Genomic DNA, 16,704 nt, shown 5'->3' with positions numbered 1-16,704 from the left:
CCTTTTTTTTATGCTTGATATGGACCATTGCTCCCCTATCCCCCCCGAGAAAACAACGCAGTCAATGGCGCAAAACGGAGCCCCCTGCCCCCCCGGCTCTGTTCGATCCGTTCGTTCATTCGGGACAAAGCCTCAAGATATTCCTCTGATCTATCGAGATAAAAGGCCAGAGGTTTTGAGAAATTCTTGCCCACCAAACCATCGAGAAATATCTGGCTGATCTCGCGTTGCCGCAGCAGGATTTTCTGGGACCCCACAAAAATCCTGCGCTCATCCTTGGACATGTTCTGCATAAGGCGCTTGAGCATACTGCGCGACCGGGGCTGGTACATCCAAAAATGCAAAAAATCCAAAGCGTGGACACAGAGAAGGGTTTCGAGTTCCTTCCCCTGGGTCGAAATAAGACAGAGAAATTCCTTGGGAGACTTCAGGACCTCCAGAAGATCGACTTCCGGGCATTGGAGCTCAAGACAGGAAAAGGTTTCAAAAAGCTGGGCGAGTTTGTCCTTGTAGTCCAAGAACCGCATGCGCATATTATTGCCCCGGTCCGCCAACCCCTCGATGACACCGGCCACACAATCCGAGGCCGCCTTGGAAATAACCGCTGCCCAGCGCTGGAGAATCATATTGGCGGACGGGACCTGAGAAAACATCAGAAGGGATCCGATGAGTGCGTTGAAACCGATTGCCAAGGGTATGGAGAGAATGGACCGGAAAAAATTCCCAAAAGCCGCACTGTTGGGCAGTCCGCGGAACAGATTGTGGCTCGTGATGTACACCCCATTGGCCAGGGCCATGATCGTATACAACAAAACCGGACTGGTGGAGGTAGTGATGCCCAAGGTTTTGTCGAGCAATAGGGATTTGACCACATAATCGAGCAGGGGAACGGAAAAACCGGTGAAAAACAGGGAGTCCGTGATCCGTTCCCAACTCACGTAACTGTTCCAGCGCAGCAGGGGGGAGCGTTTGGTCCCCCCCCCGCCAAGAACGGACTGGAGAATGTTGCGCAGACCAGTAATGCCAAACCAGATGAACGCGCCAAAATAGGCCAGCAGCCACCAGTTTTTGGTCAGGGCGAATGTCAAAAAGGCCGGGACAAACCCGATGAGTACCTTGAGACCGTTTTTGAGCCCGCTATTGAGATATTTGCACGGCAACCGCTCCGGCTTTTTTTCCTTTTTATCGAGGAACAACCCATTGTCACACTCTTTTTGGATCCCGCCAAGGGTGGCAATATTCCCGGACACTCCGGGGTGGAGGCCATAGTCCATCACCACCCAATCCCTGATCGTCGTATATCCAAGCCGCCCTCCGGGCAGAAGCCGCAACAACCTGTAGCAGACATTGGCCGGCTTCATGAAGCTGGTTCTCGGGACAAGGGTCATTCTCTTGTGCACGGTGGCGGTCACCGGGAGCGTTTCTCTGCTGTTCCCGTTCTCGGTTCTTCCGAGATCCGGCACGGTGTCCTTGATGACAAGCCCCATCCCGTGCAGATGTCTCGAACGTCCCGTTGAATCACTGCCGATCCTCGACTTGAGTGCCAGGTCCCGATAGTAGGATTGTAATTTTTCGATATCAAACAGGATTTCAACCAGCTTCACCTTTCTTGGATTCTGGGTGGCAACCGGAGTAACGGCCGGGGCCTGATCGAATTTTTCTATAATCGCATGGACGATCCTTTTTAGTTCGATGACGTTTCCATGGTTGAGGGCGAGCTGTAGTTCGTTGATCGTACCGAGGTCGGGTGCAATCTTTCCCTCGGTGGCATCCTTGAGATTGAAGGTTTCTAGATGGGTGATCATCCCCTTGCAGTCGTAAAGGATTTCAAGAACATCTTCGACAAAGAGATTGGTAAGTTTCAGCGTCGCCCTGTACCCTGAATGGAGATGGGCGAGCATGGTCAAAAGTTCTGTAGCCGATAGACGCAACAGGGAGGGAAGATCAGGATCTTCACGGTACTCCAAGGGATCGAGTACTTCCGGATTTTTTTGGGGCGCGAGCCACCTACCGATGATCGATTCCGAATCGATGCAGTTCATCTCATTGAGCAAAAGATCGATCTTTTCCCGTTCTTCGCCATCTGCCTTGCTGTAGGCGGACCGGAGTCCGGCGACCCGTTCCTCCATCAGGGGCATAAGTAGGGTGTAGATATATTTGGCCAGATGGAACATGGAAACCTGACCGATGCCCACGAAATCCAGGAATCCTTCCCGGTCGATTTCCGGAAAATCGATACCATAGGCCGTGTTGATCGCGGGGCGATGGCGTCCGTTGAAGACCTCGATGGTCCTGAATATATACCGCTGCTGGTAGGCAAAGACCCGTTCCTGCTCTTTGAAAAATTCCCGGACCGGCATCTTGGAAAAAAAACCGATAAAATCATGCTGGTCGGTAAATCCTCGCGGGGCCCAGACGATCTGGATATATTTTCCCCGGAACAGGGCGGAGAGCTCGACACCGATCCTGACCTTCATTCCCACAATGGAGGCCGCCTCAAGGAGTTCGCTGACCACCTCTGGCTTGACGTAGTTGTAGTAGACTACGGTCAGGGTTCGGATCCCCTTGATCCATGCATCCATTATCAAGTGGGTCGGGGATTTGCGTCCTTTGGTATTCACGTCGTGCACATGATGGTCAAAGGCGATCTGGTTCCACTCTTCGGGCATCTCCAAAAGATGGTATTTGGCCAGTTCCTGCTTGATGATCCGCGGTTTTCCCGAAGCCGCCGCCCTGAAGTCCCTGGCCAACTTCAGCCGATGGTCGTCGTCCCCTTGGGTTCTCACAAGCTCCTTCATGATCTGTAAAAGGACCCGGGCAGTATTCTTGCGCAGGGTACTATGGGCCCTTGAGAGGGCCTCGGCATACAGGGAACGCAGGGCTTGCAAACGTTGTTTTGCCTGCCCCTTCTGGAGAGAACCAAGAAGATGGATGGCCGCGTACGCAATACGCAATCCGCTTGATGCCGCCATTTCCTTGATCCCGTGGGGGTGCAGTTGGGGACCGAGCAGGGTGCGCATCTGGTGCGTAGAGAGATCGTCACTTAAGACATCACGCACCATGTCCAAGAGTTCATAGTCCCTATTATCGTAAAAAATCCGAGATCGCTTCATATAAATTTCCCGTTCACAGTGACACCGAAAGGACGCCCCTGTTACCGCCGGTCAACTCGACTGCCATGTTCTAAAAAAGCCATACGCCTGCGTGAGATAGTATAGAGAGGCCCGCGTGGGAGCCAAGGACCCCCCTGGGGAAAGCCCCCCTGCCAAAAATTCCGTCCAGAAAAACAACCCAGAAGAGCAGGATAAAAAAATGGCACCAGCGCGGTCATATGGTGTTTGACCGAATAACCACCCTGTCCTGCCCATCGAGTTCCCGGACGAGCACATCCACGTGCTCTTCCGGTTTGGTTTGGACCTTCTTACCGATAAAATCCGCCTGGATGGGCAGCTCCCGGTTCCCCCGGTCTACCAGGACCAAGAGACGGACACTGCGTGGACGGCCAAAATCGAGTATCGCTTCCAGGGCGCACCGAATGGTCCTCCCGGTGTACAGGACGTCGTCAACGAGTAAAATATCCCTATCCTTGATGCTGGACGGCAGATGTGTACTGTTGATGGACGGCACTCCGCTGCGGGCTGTCCAGTCGTCGCGGTAGAGATTGATATCCAGCTTACCCATGGGAAGGACACCCGGGGTCTTTTCTTCCATGATCGACCGGATGCGGTCCGCGATCTCCACCCCCCTGCGCTGGATCCCCACAAGAACCAGATTCTCGGGGTTATCCATCTGCTCGAGGACCTCGCAGGCCAGCCGTTCCGTGGTTCTGCGCATTTCTTGTTCCGTAACTACCTGTCTTTCTTTCGCCATCACGACAGTCCCCCCACAATGGCACGGTTGAATGGGTGCATACGGGCACGGTGTTGTTTCCCCGTGTATATCATGTCCTCACATGTAGGTGATTCTCCGGGGGCAGGCAAGGAGTCATTTGGGATTACTGTTCTGGAATGTTATGATTTTTTTCATAGTCTACAACCAAGACCGGGCGTTGCGATGACGGTGTACGCTTGCCGGCTTGACCTGTCTCCCAAGCGGTGCCATGACATGCCGCACGTTCAGCGCCCATACATGGCAAATCGTCAATATCCGCCATGTTACCCCCTTGACCACATCCGCACGAGGAACAATCATGACCAATATCGGAGCAAACAGACAAAACAGTGTCATCGCAACATTCATGGACCAGCCCGCAGAGACACCCTACCATGAAAACATCAGCCTGGCCCTTCCCGTGGCCGAAAAGCTGCAAACCATTGGATATACCTTCCAGCTCAAGGACCTTCTGCCCAAGAACATTGACGGGGACCAATGGGCCGCCATCTTCACGGACGAACAGGGGGCGATCATCCGTGAAGAAGATGAAAATGCCGCAACGGCAATTTGCCGCGCGGCATATACAATTCTGTGTCTTCCCAGACAATAACTCCCAGACAGGACTCGGTATCCTCGGGAACTATGTTGTTCTACAAGGTAGTTCCCCTTTTTTTTGGGGATCAGGCGAGTCCCACACCCGACCCGCTGATAAGTCCGGCCACCCTACCCGCATCAAGACCCGCATGGGAGGGGAAACCATGACCGCCCCGGACCATGCCGATGGTGGCGTCCATGATCGAACTATCCCACTGGGCCGTATCGGGGTCCATATCCTCGAAACGGTTACGGGAAGAGCGGAGATCGACAGTATCGGGGGGCAATTCCGTACCGGGCTGCTTTTTTGCCGCCCCCGTACCTACATTCAAGGTGGTGCTGGTGCTGGCCTCCGGGACCGAGTGTATTCCTGCTGCGTGCATGTTCTTTCCTCCATTGTCTTTTGGAAAGATTATACAATTAGCGAACCAAAAAAAATTATTATCTAAATATCAAATAGTTATAAAAAACGATCATTGTTGACGGGCAGATTTTACCCGTTTTTTGACGGTCGTATTTCCAGAAAACAATATTATCCGGACAAGAGGTGCTATGCGTATAGTCTTGGGGTCACTCAATCCTGTCAAACTCCAGGCCACGCAGGAGGTCCTTGCGACCATCCCCTGTTTTTCCAAGGCGTCTGTCACCCCGGCGGGAGTTGCGTCCATGGTCAGCGATCAACCCATCGGACTGGACGAAACCATCACGGGGGCCAGGAACAGGGCCAAGGGAGCATTCGCGCTCGGGGATATAGGCATAGGTCTGGAATCAGGCCTTGTTCAAGTAGACATGGCCCCGACGGGTTACATGAATCTGACGGCCTGTGTCATTGTTGATTCCGTTTCGATATACACCGGACTAGGGCCGGCCTTTGAGCTCCCCATAACGGTCACCAGGGCGGTCGTGGAGCAGGGGATGGAACTGGACGAGGCCGTGCGCGGCTCCGGTCTGTCCGAGGATCCGCGCATCGGCTATAAACAGGGTATCATCGGCATCCTGACCAAAGGCCGGGTGACAAGGATGGAGTATACCAAACCCGCAATCATGATGGCCCTAGCGGGTATGGATGTCTAAAACGGTTCACACGGGAACGACCATATGTGGTGGGCCGGAATTTCAATGGTCAGCCATGCCCGCCGTACCGGGAATATGCTTTTCCATGGTGATGATCCACAGGGCCATGATATGGCGCATATTCAGGTCGGCCTGTTTGATGGCCGTCCCATCAGCCCCCTGGTCGGACATATGCTGGATGGCCAGCATATACTCCCTGGCCAGGGGAAACTCGTCACAGATCTCACCGAGAAAATCCTGATAGGTCTGCGGATCTTCTTCATAGAGACATTCCATGCGCCGCAGCACATCGGAAAGTACATACAACGACACATTTTCAAGCGGATTCATTGCAAAGACGCCCCTTTATCTCCTATCTTTATCCGTAAAAATACGAACATACCAACACCGTTTTCTCCCCCACCGTACAGACACCCCTGATCAGTCGACAGCCACGGCGCGGCCATCCTTGACATAATGGGTGAGTTTGAACTTCTTTCTCAAAAACTCGGCAAGGGTTTCAAGGGAATGGTCACCGGTGCTTTGGACCCGTATGGATACCCGCCGGTGGCCGTTTTCGACATTTTTATAGGATGTCAATACACTGGTGAGCCGGATCTTTTCTCCCTGCAGATAGCCAAGCAGATCGATAGTCGCACCGGCCGTGTCCTCGATCTCAAAGATCAATTGGATTCCAGCCATGATGGAACCACCGGATGTGGCGCAAAGATACCTGAGCACATCGATTTCCGTAATGATCCCGACCAACGCATTCGCGCCGTCGAGAACCGGAAGGGCTCCGATCTTGTTCTGGAGCAAAATGGCCGCAACCGTCTCCACGGTCTCCTCGGGGGAGGTGACCAGCGGATCGATGGTCATGATATCACTGACCCGCAGAGTGAGGAGGTTGGTCTCCTGGTTGGAAACAGGATCTCCGGGAAGATACTTTGAGGGCATGGCGTCCCGTATATCACGGTCGGAAACGATACCAACGAGCCCCCCCCGACTGTCGATGACGGGAAATTGTCGCACTTTGGTTCTGCGCATGATTTCACTGGCATCCAGCACATTTGTTTCCTCACTGAGATTGATGCAGCCTTCAGTCATCCAGTTCTTTACAAGCATACAAGATTCCTCCTCGAAAAAGTATAACCACCGGTTGTTCCATCTCTATCATGCGATCCGTCCAGCAAGTAATGTCTTGCCCAGGACAAAAAATCAACCTAAATTTCGTTCGATCTCCTTGATTTGTTTCGGAATAGAGGGTCCAAGAACGCGGGCGCGGTCACGCATGACAAGCACATCGTCCTCGATACGGATCCCACCGAACGTGTGATAGGCGGCGAGTTTTTCATACCGGATGAACGACGAGCACCATCCCTTCCGCTCCCAGGTTCCGATGAGCCCGGGAATAAAATAGATCCCCGGCTCCACGGTAAGGACAAATCCCTCCTCGACCCGTCGTGCAAGGCGGAGGGCATGGAGACCGAACTGCGGACTACGGCTGACCTGATCGTCGTACCCGACAAGGTCCTCTCCCAGACTCTCCATATCATGCACATCCAGCCCGAGCATATGCCCAAGACCATGGACGAAAAAAAGGGCATGCGCCCCGGCCTCAACCGCCCCGTCCACATCCCCCTCCATGAGCCCTATATCCTTGAGCCCCTGGACGACCGTTCGTGCGGCCGTCATATGCGCGGCCTTGAAGGGAACCCCGGGTGCCAGAGCGGCAATGGCCGCTTCTTGGGCGGCAAGAACGACGGCATAGATATCGCGTTGCATGGAGGAAAAACATCCGCCTACGGGAAGGGTCCTGGTGATGTCCGAGGCATAGCCCATGGCGGTCTCCGCGCCGGAATCGATGAGTAGAAGATCTCCACGGGCCAGGGTATTGTTCGAATCGGGATTATGCAAGATATGCCCATGGGTGGTGACAATGGGCGCGAAGGAACGTCTCGCACCACGCATGACCACCTCGGCCTCGATGGCCCCCTTGATCTGCTGTTCGGTCGTTCCCGGGACAGCGAGTCCAAAGGCCTTGGAGTACATGGCCGAAGAGATATTCAGTGCGGCCTCGATTTGCTCGATCTCCCGCGGGGACTTGACACTCCTCTGGGCAATGACCGCGCGGGCGAGGGGCTGCGATCCCCCATTCACAGACGTCTTGTGGGGCAGACCAAGCAAACGCTCCAGGTCGAGACGTGTCGTGGACCGATAGGGGGGAAGAAAATGGACCGTCGCCTTTTGGGTGCACACCTTGGCCAAAAATCCATCCAGGTCCCCAAGGCCGCATCCGTGGTCGACCCCGCTCTGTTCGGCCAGTTCGCCTATACTCGGTACCGGTCCCGTCCAGATAGCATCCTCCAAACGAGTGGGGGGGCCAAAGAGCCAGCTTGTTCCGGTCCCCGCATCGATAACCCCGACCAACCCGGGAACGGAAAGCCCGAAATAATACAGGAAAGAACTGTCCTGTCGGAAGGGATAGAGGTTGTCCGGGCTATTGATGGCCACTTGCCCATGCCCGGGAAAAAGGAGTATTCCTTCCCCCATACCCCCACACAACACAGCTCTGCGTCGTATATAGACTCCAGACTCAAACATCATACACATCCCGATCCTATTGTTTGTACCCATGCCCCGTCATCCGCGGCACTATTCTGACGATATACCCTGATCCGTCGTGTCCCCCAACAATGTTGCCGGTGTGATCCCTTGGGGACCGAATTTTCGGCTGACGGCATCCACCGCGGCATCGAGCCGAGCGGATCTTTTCCGAGCAGGGTCCTCACCAATGGGAAGATGCGGACGGTAGGGACCAAAATGGGACAGCCCCACTCCGATGAGCCGGACCTTTCTTGGCAGCCCCTTTTCCTGGAGCAACCCCCTGGCTTCCCTGAAAATACATCCGCTCGAGTTTGTAGCGATCGCAAGGGTCCGGCTCCGGCTGCTCGTGGAAAAATCATCGAACTTGAGTTTCAAGGTGATGGTCCGTCCAAAAATTCCCTCGGCGCGTAAAACACGACCGACCTCGGTGCTTTGGGCCAACAACCAGCGCACAAGGGTGGACATATCCCGAGTGTCCTCGCCAAGGGTATTTTCACAACTGTATGATTTACGGCGCTCCTCCCCCACGACCGGCGAATCATCCAGGCCGTGCGCGCGGTCGTAAAGAACCCGCCCATGCTTCCCCAGCTTACGGATCCAGAACTCCTTGGAAAAGCCCAGAATCTGGGAGGCGAACCCCACCCCCAATCTTTCAAGCACGGCGAGGGTCTTGGGGCCGACCCCGGGAATTTTGGACACGGGAAGGATTGCAAGAAACCCGGGAACATCTTCCGGGGAAATAATGGTGATCCCACGGGGCTTTTTCCAGTCCGAGGCGATCTTGGCCAAAAATTTTACGGGAGCCACCCCGATGGAACAGGTCAACGCAAACCGGGCCTCGATCCGTTCCTGTATGGCCTTTGCGAGTTCCAGGGGCGGGCCGAAAAGCCGCTGTGTTCCGGAGATATCCAAATACCCTTCATCGATGGACGCCCTCTGGACAAGGGGAGAATATTCCCCAAGGACCGCAAAAATGGCCCGCGAGACCTCCTGGTACCGCGAGCGCCTGCCCGGCAAAAAAATTCCCTGCGGACACAGTCCGCGTGCCTCGAACAGGGGCATCCCCGAGCGGACCCCAAACCCCCGGGCCTCGTAGGAACAGGTGGAGGCGACGGCCCTCTTGCCCGTACCGATGATCACTGGGCACCCGCGCAGTTTGGGATTGTCCGCCTGCTCGACAGAGGCAAAAAAGGCATCCATATCAAGATGCATGATCATAGACGATCCCGTTGGTGTCCCCTGGTTGCTCTCTGCCCTTCCTTGATCCCCCCTACGGTCCTTGTCTGGATGGACAATGGGGGGGGGCTAAAATTGCCCTGTTTTCAGCAAAACCAGTGTGCACGCCTCCTCACAATGGATCGCCTCCGCCTCGAGGGCTTGCCGTACCGTCCCGGATTCCGCTCCTGGATTAAAAATAACCCGCCTCGGCCTCAGGCCGATGATCTCCCGGACCATCTGTTCGCTCCGCTTGGCCCCGACATAGAGGGTGAGGGTGTCCACGTCCTCCCCAATGTCCTGGAGACGGTTGCACGTACGTATCCCGTCTATCTCGGAAAAGGCCGGGTGTACCGGAACGACCTTGTGGCCGTATTCCCGGAGCATATGCATGGCCTTGTTGGAGTAGCGGTCCTTCTTGGGGCTGGCCCCCAACACAACGGTTGTCTTCGATCCCATACTCCCACCCTCCCTGGATACTGTTTGCACAACCACATCCTTGCTCCCAGCCGGCCCCACTGCGAGCAAAAAATCCGTGCGTGCCTATTGTTCTCTCCAAAAATTTATCGTATCTTCCAAATACTACGTCCTTTCTTGTTCGGCCCAGCACACTACCGTCCCCGCCCCCCGGGGCAGGGCCTTAATGGAGGCACCATGGAAGAATATCTACACAAGCGTATCGACAGCTATTTCAATTCCGGATTCGGCAAAACAACCGGCATCGACCATGCCCTGGCCATCACAAAGATCTATGCGGGATCGGCATCCGCCAATCCGGACAAGATCCCCCAACTCTTCAAGGAACTGGTCGAGCTCTTTGAGCCAAGAGAAGGAACCAACCAATAACCACTGCGCAAGGGGGTTCCCCGCAGACCGGATACGGCGGCAAAATACCGCCCACAGCGGACCTTGACGGCGTGGACCATGGCCCGTGGCGAACGTGTGGCTAAAAAACGATCTTTAGCACATCATCGGTCCAAGAGGAATATCGGCCCAACTCAAATCAAAAATTATCGAGCATATAGAAGGAAAAAGCTGCAATGCCTGTGGAAAAACAAATAACAGCCTGTGGAAAAAGCAACCATTGACACCATGAAACCCCCGGCTCAACGGGATTTCCGGGGGTATGTCTTTTTTGTAACGCTCACGTATTATCCAGAATTTATACAATTAAAACAAGATATTATCTTGTAAAAAAAAACAGAGAAAACTTTAGCTATCGTAGAATATTCCAGTTTGCCCTCCACGATCCGGGGCTATAGATACCGGCTCCATGTTGAACAATTCATGGAACGCCATACAGACCAGTCTCCAAAACCGTCTGAAGCCCGGTATATATCAGGTTTGGATAAAGCCGCTGCGCGCCGAGTGCACGCCTGACTCCATCCACCTGGTTGCGCCCAACGGCTTTGTGGCGTCATGGGTCCGGGACCGCCTCCTGGGCTCCATCCAGGAAGCGGCCAAAGAAGTGCTTGGCAAGACGCCACATATCTCCATCCAGGGGCAAGAATCCCAAAGACGGCCAACGCCGGAGCGGCAGGCGGCTCCCTCTCCCCAAAAGCCCCCCCGGGAAGCAAGCATCGGCTTGCCCATCCTTCCGCAGGCAAAAAGTCATACCCAGCATACATGGCGATTTTCCTTCGACGATTTTGTCGTGGGCTCTTCCAATGAAATGGCCTTCATGGCCTCCCACAATTTCGCCACCCAGACATTTGCTTCGGACCAGCTTTTTTTGAGCTCCGGGCCGGGACTGGGAAAGACCCACTTGATCCAGGCAATCGGCAAGGCCGTGGCGAAAACATCCAACCATGACCACGTCAAGACCATCTACCTGACCGCCGAGGAGTTTGCCAACCAGATGGTCCATGCGCTCAAATCCAAGACCATCGACCAATTCAAGGCCCTATACAGGGACCGGACGGACATTCTTCTGCTCGAAGACATCAATTTTCTCCAGGGCAAGGAAAAGATGCAGGACGAACTCCTTTCGACCATCAAATCCCTGCAGGCCCACGGCAAGAAAATCGTGTTCACCTCCTCGTGCCTTCCCAAGGAACTCGCTCAGATCAACCCCGATCTTTCCTCACGGTTCTGCCAGGGATTCATCAGCATGATCCAAAAGCCGGACTTCGAAACGAGAACACGCATCATCAGGGCCAAGTCCCAAAATGGACTGCTGTCCATACCACGCGATGTGGAGGAACTTCTCGCCCACAAGTTAAACAGCGATGTGAGACAACTTGAAAGCTGCCTGCAAAATCTCATTCTCAAGGCCAAACTGCTCAAAGAAAACATCTGCACCGAGATGGCCATGGAGGTCCTTGAAAATTACGATTGCGATGTCTCCGGAATGGATCTCGAGCAGATAGTGGGCTTTATTTGCAAGGCCTATGACATTTCCGCGCAGGAGCTCGCGTCCAGAAGCCGCAAGAAGCTCAATGTCCTGGCCCGCAACACCGCCTTCTTTCTGGCCAGAAAACACACCGATCTCTCCCTTGAAAAAATCGGCAGACAGTTCAACAGAAGGCACTCCACCGTACTCAAGGGGATCAACTACATCCAGCGGGAGATGTCCAAAAAATCACGGGTCGGGCTCCAACTCGAACGGACCGTAAACGCCCTCACCTAACCCCCCTGCCCCCTTTTTTCTTTGTACCGGTTTCCTTCCCCAAAAAAATCGCCCCCTATTCTGGATGGTTCCAGGTGATGAACCATCCAGAATAGGGGGCGAGAAGCTTTTTCCCAGATACGGATTCACATAAGGTGGCGCTGGACCGTCTGGCAGCTGGGTGAGTCCGGCTGCATGAACGAGGCGCCGACAATCACGGAATCCTTGGATTCGGCGATATTCTTGAGCGAACACTTGAGCGAGACGGGCTTGACCTCGTCGGGCAGGGTGAACAGGATATCAAAATCCCTCTCCCCCTCTTCCTCGACGATACGGCTACCAAGATCCTTGGGCATGGAAATACGGACCCCGCCAAAAGAGATATTCGTGATCGTCCCGCCCTCGATGACCCTTCCGGTCCCGTTGCCGGCGCGGATGATCACCGGCAAGGTATCCTTCTTGCGGGGATAGTCACGGCGGTCGGATGGTTGGGCCACAGGAAACTGGGCCATTTTTTGGTACAAGATGAGTTCGATCATGGCCGAGAGGGATTTCTTTTCCTCCTTGGCCATTTTTTTGAGCGCCTCACGGAGCTTGCCATTGGTCCGGAATGAAATCATGACGTCTTTACCCATACTTCCCCCAAGGTTACCAGGTAATAAAAAAAGCCCCCCCTTTCTAGGAGGGTAAACTTCGCATCGAAACTATCATACAAAAGTCCTAAAAAAAGTATGACAGGCTATAACACATTCCGAGGAAAGAAGACAAGAATTTCTTCAACTACCAGATTTCATGTACGCCCACCATGTAGTTTCATATGAAAAAACCCTACCGTGGCCTCCCGCACAAACGACCGGACCAGGGATGGATCCTTGGTCCCGGAAGAGCCTTCAACACCGGTATGCGCATCCACTCCAAAGGGTCTTACAAATTCGATGCCTAAACGTACATTCTCCGGTGTAAGACCCCCTGCCAAAATAACGGGGACAGGGCTCATATCGACTATTTTCTTGCTTATATTCCAGTCATGTACTTTTCCCGTAGCGCCGGAAGCCCCGGATGAAACATCGTATGTATCGGTCAAGAAGGCGTCCACGAATCGTCCATAAGAGGCGATCGTCCCGGGGAGATTTTCCAATGAATCGTCCCCTATTATCAGACTCTTGATGATATACATTCTTGGGCATTCTCGTCTGATCCGCGCAAGCTCGTACATAGAAACCCTACCATGGAGCTGGACCGACCCTACCCCAAGGTACCCACTCAAACCGATGATTTTTTCGGCCTTCTTGAGATAGGTGATCAGCACGCCAGTGACCTTCTCAGGGAGTTTTGCGACCACGGAACGGACCGTGGGCGCGTCCATGTCCTCTTCGTGGTAGTCAAGGCACAGGGGGAACCCGATATGGGTCACGTTGCAAGCGGCCAGGGCCATTGCCTCCTCCCGGCTGCGGACTCCTGCAATCTGTACAATATGATCCATGGTCCATTCCCTCCGGCTATGCCCCAGGACAGGGGGCTCGGTTGCGCTGGATATTTTTTGGTGTCTTTTCCCAAAAAATCTGTTACGTGTCATTCAAATTTCTCCCATCCTTCCGGACTGACTCAACATCCTGAGAAATGATCCACCCGGTTCCACCGAGGAAATGACCCATGGCCCAAGTTGTTGCCAAACCATTCCGGCATCTACTCTCCGTGATCTCCTGCATGGTCCTGTTTTTCCCTCCCGTCCTATACTCCGGGGAAAAAGTCTCCATCGTCATCATACCCAAGGTCGTGGGTATTCCCTATTACGTGGAGGTCAAGCGTGATGGCGTAGACGTTGCGGCCGCCGAACTCCCCGATGCGGACATCCTCTGGATCGGGCCGTCCAGGCCGCGTGTGGAAAACCAGATCCGGATCATCGAACGGATCCTTCCCATGCATCCAGATGTCCTCGCGGTCGCGCCCAACGACGCCAAACGCATCGTACCCATCCTCCAAAAAGCGGCCGACCAAGGGACCCGCGTCATGGCCTGGGGCGCTGATTCGGATTTCCGGGACATCTTCGTCAATCTGGTGGACTCCACACGATTCGGACGGGCATTGGTCGAGACATTGGTCGAGCAGATGGGTCCCACAGGGGACATCGCCATCGTCACTACGAGCTTTACCGCGCCGGACCAGGCCGAATGGATAACAGCGATCCAAAAGACCATACACCGATCATATCCCGGCATACACATTCTGACAATCCGACCCGCCGGAGAAGATACGGAAAAGGCCACGCGCGTGACCAGGGACATCCTGCGGTCCTATCCGGATCTATCCGGGATCATTGCCCTTGGCTCCACCAACCTGCCCGGAGCGGCCCAGGCCGTAGCCGAGACCATGGACCATCGCTCGGTCGCCCTGACCGGCAACTCCATACCCAGCATGATGGAATCCTATGTGCGGCAGGGCGTCGTCAGCACATTCTGGCTGTGGAACGGAGCGGACCACGGCTATCTGACCGCCTATGCGGCCTATCGTTTCGCCAAGGACGAAATACAAGAGGACGTACCGTTCAGCGCGGGCACGCTGGGCCCCTACACCCCCTTTTGCGATGCCAGGGGACTCCAGGTCATCCTGGAAGAACCGATAAAATCCACCGCCGAAACCATAGATGATCCCGCATTTTGATCTTCCAGGTAGAATATGTGTACACAGCACCGAACCCTGCTTTATGCAATCTGCTCATGTCTTTTAGGGGGGACATTGTTCATGGCCCATCCCTGCCCAGCCCAAAGGCCTACGGTTCTCGTGGTCATGAGCTATGAAAAGGATTTCTATTGGGTAAAAAACCTGTCCAAGGGCATACGAGAAGTTCTGGGACAGGAATTCGGAATCGAATGGGAGTACTTGCCGGGCAAGAAGAATCCCGGGGCCTGTGCCCGGGCCGGGGAACAGATCATGGCCGACCACAAGGACCCTCTCCCTGACGGCATCATCGCTGCGGACGATCTTGCCCAGACCCACTTTGTCGTCCCGTTTATCAAAGACAAGACGTCGGTACCGACCGTGTTCGTCGGGGTGAACCAGTCCCCTGAAAAATATGGGTATCCCGCCGGCAACGTCACCGGAATCCGAGAAAAATTACCCGTCGCCCAAACCCTTGCCTTTACCACGATGCTTCTTCCCCATGTCCGCAAGGTCGCCTTTATGGTCCGCAAGAGCAGATCCTCCAAGGGGATCTTGGAACAGATCGCCAAGGATGCCCCATCCTTCCCGGTAAACGTGGTCTCGGTGCACGAGCCGCGCACATATGAGGAGGCCTTGGACATCGCCTCGGACCTGCGCGACACAACGGATCTCCTCTACGCCGTGGCCCTGAACGGTCTTCCGGACGCCGGCGGAACCCCACAAAGCGGGGCGACCGTCTTCAAAAAGATCCTGGAAATTTTTGACAAACCCGTACTCGGTGCAACGGTTTTCCACGTCCAGCAGGGGGCTCTGCTCACCGTGGCCCTGGACGGCCGACTGCAGGGGAGAATGGCCGCGGCCATGCTCAAAAAAGCCATGTCGGGGGTGCCCATGAAAAACCTCCCCATCGTCACGAACATCCCCGGAAAGCGGGTACTGAACCTCGTGGCCATGCGGACAATGGGGATCAACCCACGGCCCGCGGCACTGGTAGACACCTGCATGGTCCTGCCCGCCCCCGGACCATCTCCCCCCAAACCGACAATGGGACAATGACCATGCACCGGATTCCGGCCATCCTTTTCGTGCTCGCGACCCTCCTGCTCGTCCCCTTGCCGGGAAAAACCGGGACCCAAACGGGGCCACCGTGTACCGTGCTTGTCATCATGAGCTATCATGAGCAATATTATTGGAGTAAATCCCTGCGTGCGGGCATCGAAGAGACCCTCCAGGGTGAGTGTGGACCGGTCTTTTTCTATCTCGACACCAAACGGAACATCAAAGGAGCCCGGCAACGGGCCATCCTGGCACACCGCTTATACCGAAAAATGGCCCCTTCAGGGGTGATCGCGGCCGATGACAATGCCCAACCGCTCTTCGTCCTTCCGTATCTCAAAGACCGCGTCAAAACCCCTGTTGTCTTCTGTGGTGTCAACGCCGCCGCCGAGGAATACGGCTACCCTGCAGCCAATGTCACCGGAGTGCTCGAACGCCCGCACATCGCCGAGACCATCGCCCTGGGCCGTCAACTCGACCCCTCGATCCGCAGGATCGCCTTCATGGTCCCGGATAACCGGACCGGAAAAAACATGCTCACCCAAGCCCGCACCCTTTCCTCGGAAATCGGCCTCCCGAGCCCCCTTTTTTTGACCATCTCCACCTGGGAGCAGATGGAAAACGAACTGGCCGGACTCGCAGACCGCGTGGATGCGGTCTACCTCCTTAGCATGGAAGGTGTCCGGGATGTACGCAAAAACATGGCCATTCCCCTCGAAGAGTTGATGCAAAGGGCGGCAGCCGTTTACCCCGACCATCCCATCTTGACCGATTCAGCGGCAGGTGTCCGGAACGGGGGATTATGCACGGTGCAGCAATCCGGGTATGAACAGGGGATGCTCTGCGCCAAAATGCTCCTTGAAATCCTCCAGGGCACTCCAATCGCCTTCGTTCCCATTTCCAGAAACCGCAACGGAAAAAGATATATCAACGTCACCGCCCTCAAACGTTTGCAATTGAGTCCCGCACCCTCGGCACTCCGTGGGACGACCCTGGTAACGACACGCGGCACCGGGACAAACCATCGACCCCGATAG

General features: G+C 54.9%; 18 protein-coding genes. 7 read left to right on the top strand and 11 right to left on the bottom strand.

Annotated features, from left to right (window positions below; translation table 11 throughout):
• Positions 1–35 precede the first annotated feature (35 nt).
• The 3 genes from ACY692_RS01420 to ACY692_RS01410 form a co-directional block, all read right to left on the bottom strand.
• The gene (locus ACY692_RS01420; protein ID WP_462323543.1) at positions 36–3,113 is read right to left on the bottom strand and encodes a hypothetical protein; all 3,078 of its coding nucleotides are present in this window, start codon (positions 3,111–3,113) and stop codon (positions 36–38) included.
• Positions 3,114–3,327: 214 nt separating this feature from the next.
• On the bottom strand, positions 3,328–3,870 hold the full coding sequence (gene pyrR / locus ACY692_RS01415) for a bifunctional pyr operon transcriptional regulator/uracil phosphoribosyltransferase PyrR (RefSeq protein ID WP_462323542.1): 543 nt from the start codon (positions 3,868–3,870) through the stop codon (positions 3,328–3,330).
• Positions 3,871–3,994: 124 nt separating this feature from the next.
• A complete protein-coding gene (locus ACY692_RS01410; RefSeq protein WP_462323541.1) occupies positions 3,995–4,153 on the bottom strand; it encodes a hypothetical protein in 159 nt (52 codons plus the stop codon).
• Between the two features lie 36 nt (positions 4,154–4,189).
• Between ACY692_RS01410 and ACY692_RS01405 the strand changes: the two genes are divergently transcribed.
• On the top strand, positions 4,190–4,483 hold the full coding sequence (locus tag ACY692_RS01405) for a hypothetical protein (RefSeq protein WP_462323540.1): 294 nt from the start codon (positions 4,190–4,192) through the stop codon (positions 4,481–4,483).
• Between the two features lie 70 nt (positions 4,484–4,553).
• On the opposite strand, the gene ACY692_RS01400 is transcribed toward ACY692_RS01405, so the two are convergent.
• Positions 4,554–4,850, bottom strand: coding sequence for a hypothetical protein (locus tag ACY692_RS01400; RefSeq protein WP_462323539.1), 297 nt, complete (start codon positions 4,848–4,850; stop codon positions 4,554–4,556).
• Between the two features lie 169 nt (positions 4,851–5,019).
• Here ACY692_RS01400 and ACY692_RS01395 point away from each other — a divergent pair, with 169 nt between their 5' ends.
• Complete coding sequence (locus tag ACY692_RS01395; protein ID WP_462323538.1) at positions 5,020–5,541, top strand: DUF84 family protein; 522 nt, start codon at positions 5,020–5,022, stop codon at positions 5,539–5,541.
• A 42-nt stretch (positions 5,542–5,583) separates the two neighbouring features.
• Here the strand turns inward: ACY692_RS01395 and ACY692_RS01390 are convergent, their stop codons facing one another.
• The 5 genes from ACY692_RS01390 to ACY692_RS01370 form a co-directional block, all read right to left on the bottom strand.
• Positions 5,584–5,871 carry a hypothetical protein gene (locus ACY692_RS01390; protein WP_462323537.1) on the bottom strand — a complete coding sequence of 96 codons (288 nt, stop codon included), beginning with the start codon at positions 5,869–5,871 and terminating at the stop codon, positions 5,584–5,586.
• A 90-nt stretch (positions 5,872–5,961) separates the two neighbouring features.
• On the bottom strand, positions 5,962–6,645 hold the full coding sequence (locus ACY692_RS01385) for a CBS and ACT domain-containing protein (RefSeq protein ID WP_462323536.1): 684 nt from the start codon (positions 6,643–6,645) through the stop codon (positions 5,962–5,964).
• A gap of 93 nt (positions 6,646–6,738) precedes the next feature.
• Positions 6,739–8,124 carry an aminopeptidase P family protein gene (locus ACY692_RS01380; protein WP_462323535.1) on the bottom strand — a complete coding sequence of 462 codons (1,386 nt, stop codon included), beginning with the start codon at positions 8,122–8,124 and terminating at the stop codon, positions 6,739–6,741.
• Between the two features lie 51 nt (positions 8,125–8,175).
• A complete protein-coding gene (dinB, locus tag ACY692_RS01375) occupies positions 8,176–9,345 on the bottom strand; it encodes a DNA polymerase IV (RefSeq protein WP_462323534.1) in 1,170 nt (389 codons plus the stop codon).
• An 87-nt stretch (positions 9,346–9,432) separates the two neighbouring features.
• Positions 9,433–9,801: a CoA-binding protein gene (locus ACY692_RS01370; protein WP_462323533.1), complete on the bottom strand. Its 369-nt coding sequence runs from the start codon at positions 9,799–9,801 to the stop codon at positions 9,433–9,435.
• A gap of 195 nt (positions 9,802–9,996) precedes the next feature.
• On the opposite strand from ACY692_RS01370, the gene ACY692_RS01365 reads away from it, so the two are divergent.
• Both ACY692_RS01365 and dnaA read left to right on the top strand, forming a co-directional pair.
• Positions 9,997–10,188, top strand: a complete 192-nt coding sequence (locus ACY692_RS01365) for a hypothetical protein (protein ID WP_462323532.1) — start codon at positions 9,997–9,999, stop codon at positions 10,186–10,188.
• A 427-nt stretch (positions 10,189–10,615) separates the two neighbouring features.
• Entirely contained in the window at positions 10,616–11,971 is a 1,356-nt protein-coding gene (gene dnaA / locus ACY692_RS01360) for a chromosomal replication initiator protein DnaA (protein ID WP_462323531.1), read from the top strand.
• 125 nt (positions 11,972–12,096) lie between these two features.
• Here dnaA and ACY692_RS01355 read toward each other — a convergent pair whose 3' ends face one another.
• Both ACY692_RS01355 and ACY692_RS01350 read right to left on the bottom strand, forming a co-directional pair.
• A complete protein-coding gene (locus tag ACY692_RS01355) occupies positions 12,097–12,585 on the bottom strand; it encodes a PilZ domain-containing protein (RefSeq protein WP_462323530.1) in 489 nt (162 codons plus the stop codon).
• A gap of 155 nt (positions 12,586–12,740) precedes the next feature.
• The gene (locus tag ACY692_RS01350; RefSeq protein ID WP_462323529.1) at positions 12,741–13,433 is read right to left on the bottom strand and encodes a phosphoribosylanthranilate isomerase; all 693 of its coding nucleotides are present in this window, start codon (positions 13,431–13,433) and stop codon (positions 12,741–12,743) included.
• Between the two features lie 170 nt (positions 13,434–13,603).
• Here ACY692_RS01350 and ACY692_RS01345 point away from each other — a divergent pair, with 170 nt between their 5' ends.
• The 3 genes from ACY692_RS01345 (at position 13,604) to ACY692_RS01335 (ending at position 16,704) form a co-directional block, all read left to right on the top strand.
• Positions 13,604–14,611, top strand: a complete 1,008-nt coding sequence (locus tag ACY692_RS01345; RefSeq protein WP_462323528.1) for a substrate-binding domain-containing protein — start codon at positions 13,604–13,606, stop codon at positions 14,609–14,611.
• 81 nt (positions 14,612–14,692) lie between these two features.
• Positions 14,693–15,667: an ABC transporter substrate-binding protein gene (locus ACY692_RS01340; protein ID WP_462323527.1), complete on the top strand. Its 975-nt coding sequence runs from the start codon at positions 14,693–14,695 to the stop codon at positions 15,665–15,667.
• 2 nt (positions 15,668–15,669) lie between these two features.
• Positions 15,670–16,704, top strand: a complete 1,035-nt coding sequence (locus tag ACY692_RS01335; RefSeq protein WP_462323526.1) for an ABC transporter substrate-binding protein — start codon at positions 15,670–15,672, stop codon at positions 16,702–16,704.

The sequence above is a fragment of the Desulfoplanes sp. genome, from assembly GCF_054921335.1.
This window is presented reverse-complemented; position numbering and strand designations above follow the sequence as displayed.

Excerpts from the sequence above, each read along its gene's own strand:
- ACY692_RS01385 (WP_462323536.1), bottom strand. The coding sequence starts at position 6,645 with ATGCTTGTAAAGAACTGGATGACTGAAGGCTGCATCAATCTCAGTGAG.
- ACY692_RS01335 (WP_462323526.1), top strand. The coding sequence starts at position 15,670 with ATGCACCGGATTCCGGCCATCCTTTTCGTGCTCGCGACCCTCCTGCTC.
- ACY692_RS01365 (WP_462323532.1), top strand. The coding sequence starts at position 9,997 with ATGGAAGAATATCTACACAAGCGTATCGACAGCTATTTCAATTCCGGA.
- ACY692_RS01370 (WP_462323533.1), bottom strand. The coding sequence starts at position 9,801 with ATGGGATCGAAGACAACCGTTGTGTTGGGGGCCAGCCCCAAGAAGGAC.
- ACY692_RS01405 (WP_462323540.1), top strand. The coding sequence starts at position 4,190 with ATGACCAATATCGGAGCAAACAGACAAAACAGTGTCATCGCAACATTC.
- ACY692_RS01400 (WP_462323539.1), bottom strand. The coding sequence starts at position 4,850 with ATGCACGCAGCAGGAATACACTCGGTCCCGGAGGCCAGCACCAGCACC.
- ACY692_RS01395 (WP_462323538.1), top strand. The coding sequence starts at position 5,020 with ATGCGTATAGTCTTGGGGTCACTCAATCCTGTCAAACTCCAGGCCACG.
- ACY692_RS01340 (WP_462323527.1), top strand. The coding sequence starts at position 14,693 with ATGGCCCATCCCTGCCCAGCCCAAAGGCCTACGGTTCTCGTGGTCATG.
- ACY692_RS01350 (WP_462323529.1), bottom strand. The coding sequence starts at position 13,433 with ATGGATCATATTGTACAGATTGCAGGAGTCCGCAGCCGGGAGGAGGCA.
- ACY692_RS01355 (WP_462323530.1), bottom strand. The coding sequence starts at position 12,585 with ATGGGTAAAGACGTCATGATTTCATTCCGGACCAATGGCAAGCTCCGT.
- dinB (WP_462323534.1), bottom strand. The coding sequence starts at position 9,345 with ATGATCATGCATCTTGATATGGATGCCTTTTTTGCCTCTGTCGAGCAG.
- pyrR (WP_462323542.1), bottom strand. The coding sequence starts at position 3,870 with ATGGCGAAAGAAAGACAGGTAGTTACGGAACAAGAAATGCGCAGAACC.
- ACY692_RS01390 (WP_462323537.1), bottom strand. The coding sequence starts at position 5,871 with ATGAATCCGCTTGAAAATGTGTCGTTGTATGTACTTTCCGATGTGCTG.
- ACY692_RS01410 (WP_462323541.1), bottom strand. The coding sequence starts at position 4,153 with ATGGCGGATATTGACGATTTGCCATGTATGGGCGCTGAACGTGCGGCA.
- ACY692_RS01345 (WP_462323528.1), top strand. The coding sequence starts at position 13,604 with ATGGCCCAAGTTGTTGCCAAACCATTCCGGCATCTACTCTCCGTGATC.
- ACY692_RS01420 (WP_462323543.1), bottom strand. The coding sequence starts at position 3,113 with ATGAAGCGATCTCGGATTTTTTACGATAATAGGGACTATGAACTCTTG.
- ACY692_RS01380 (WP_462323535.1), bottom strand. The coding sequence starts at position 8,124 with ATGTTTGAGTCTGGAGTCTATATACGACGCAGAGCTGTGTTGTGTGGG.
- dnaA (WP_462323531.1), top strand. The coding sequence starts at position 10,616 with ATGTTGAACAATTCATGGAACGCCATACAGACCAGTCTCCAAAACCGT.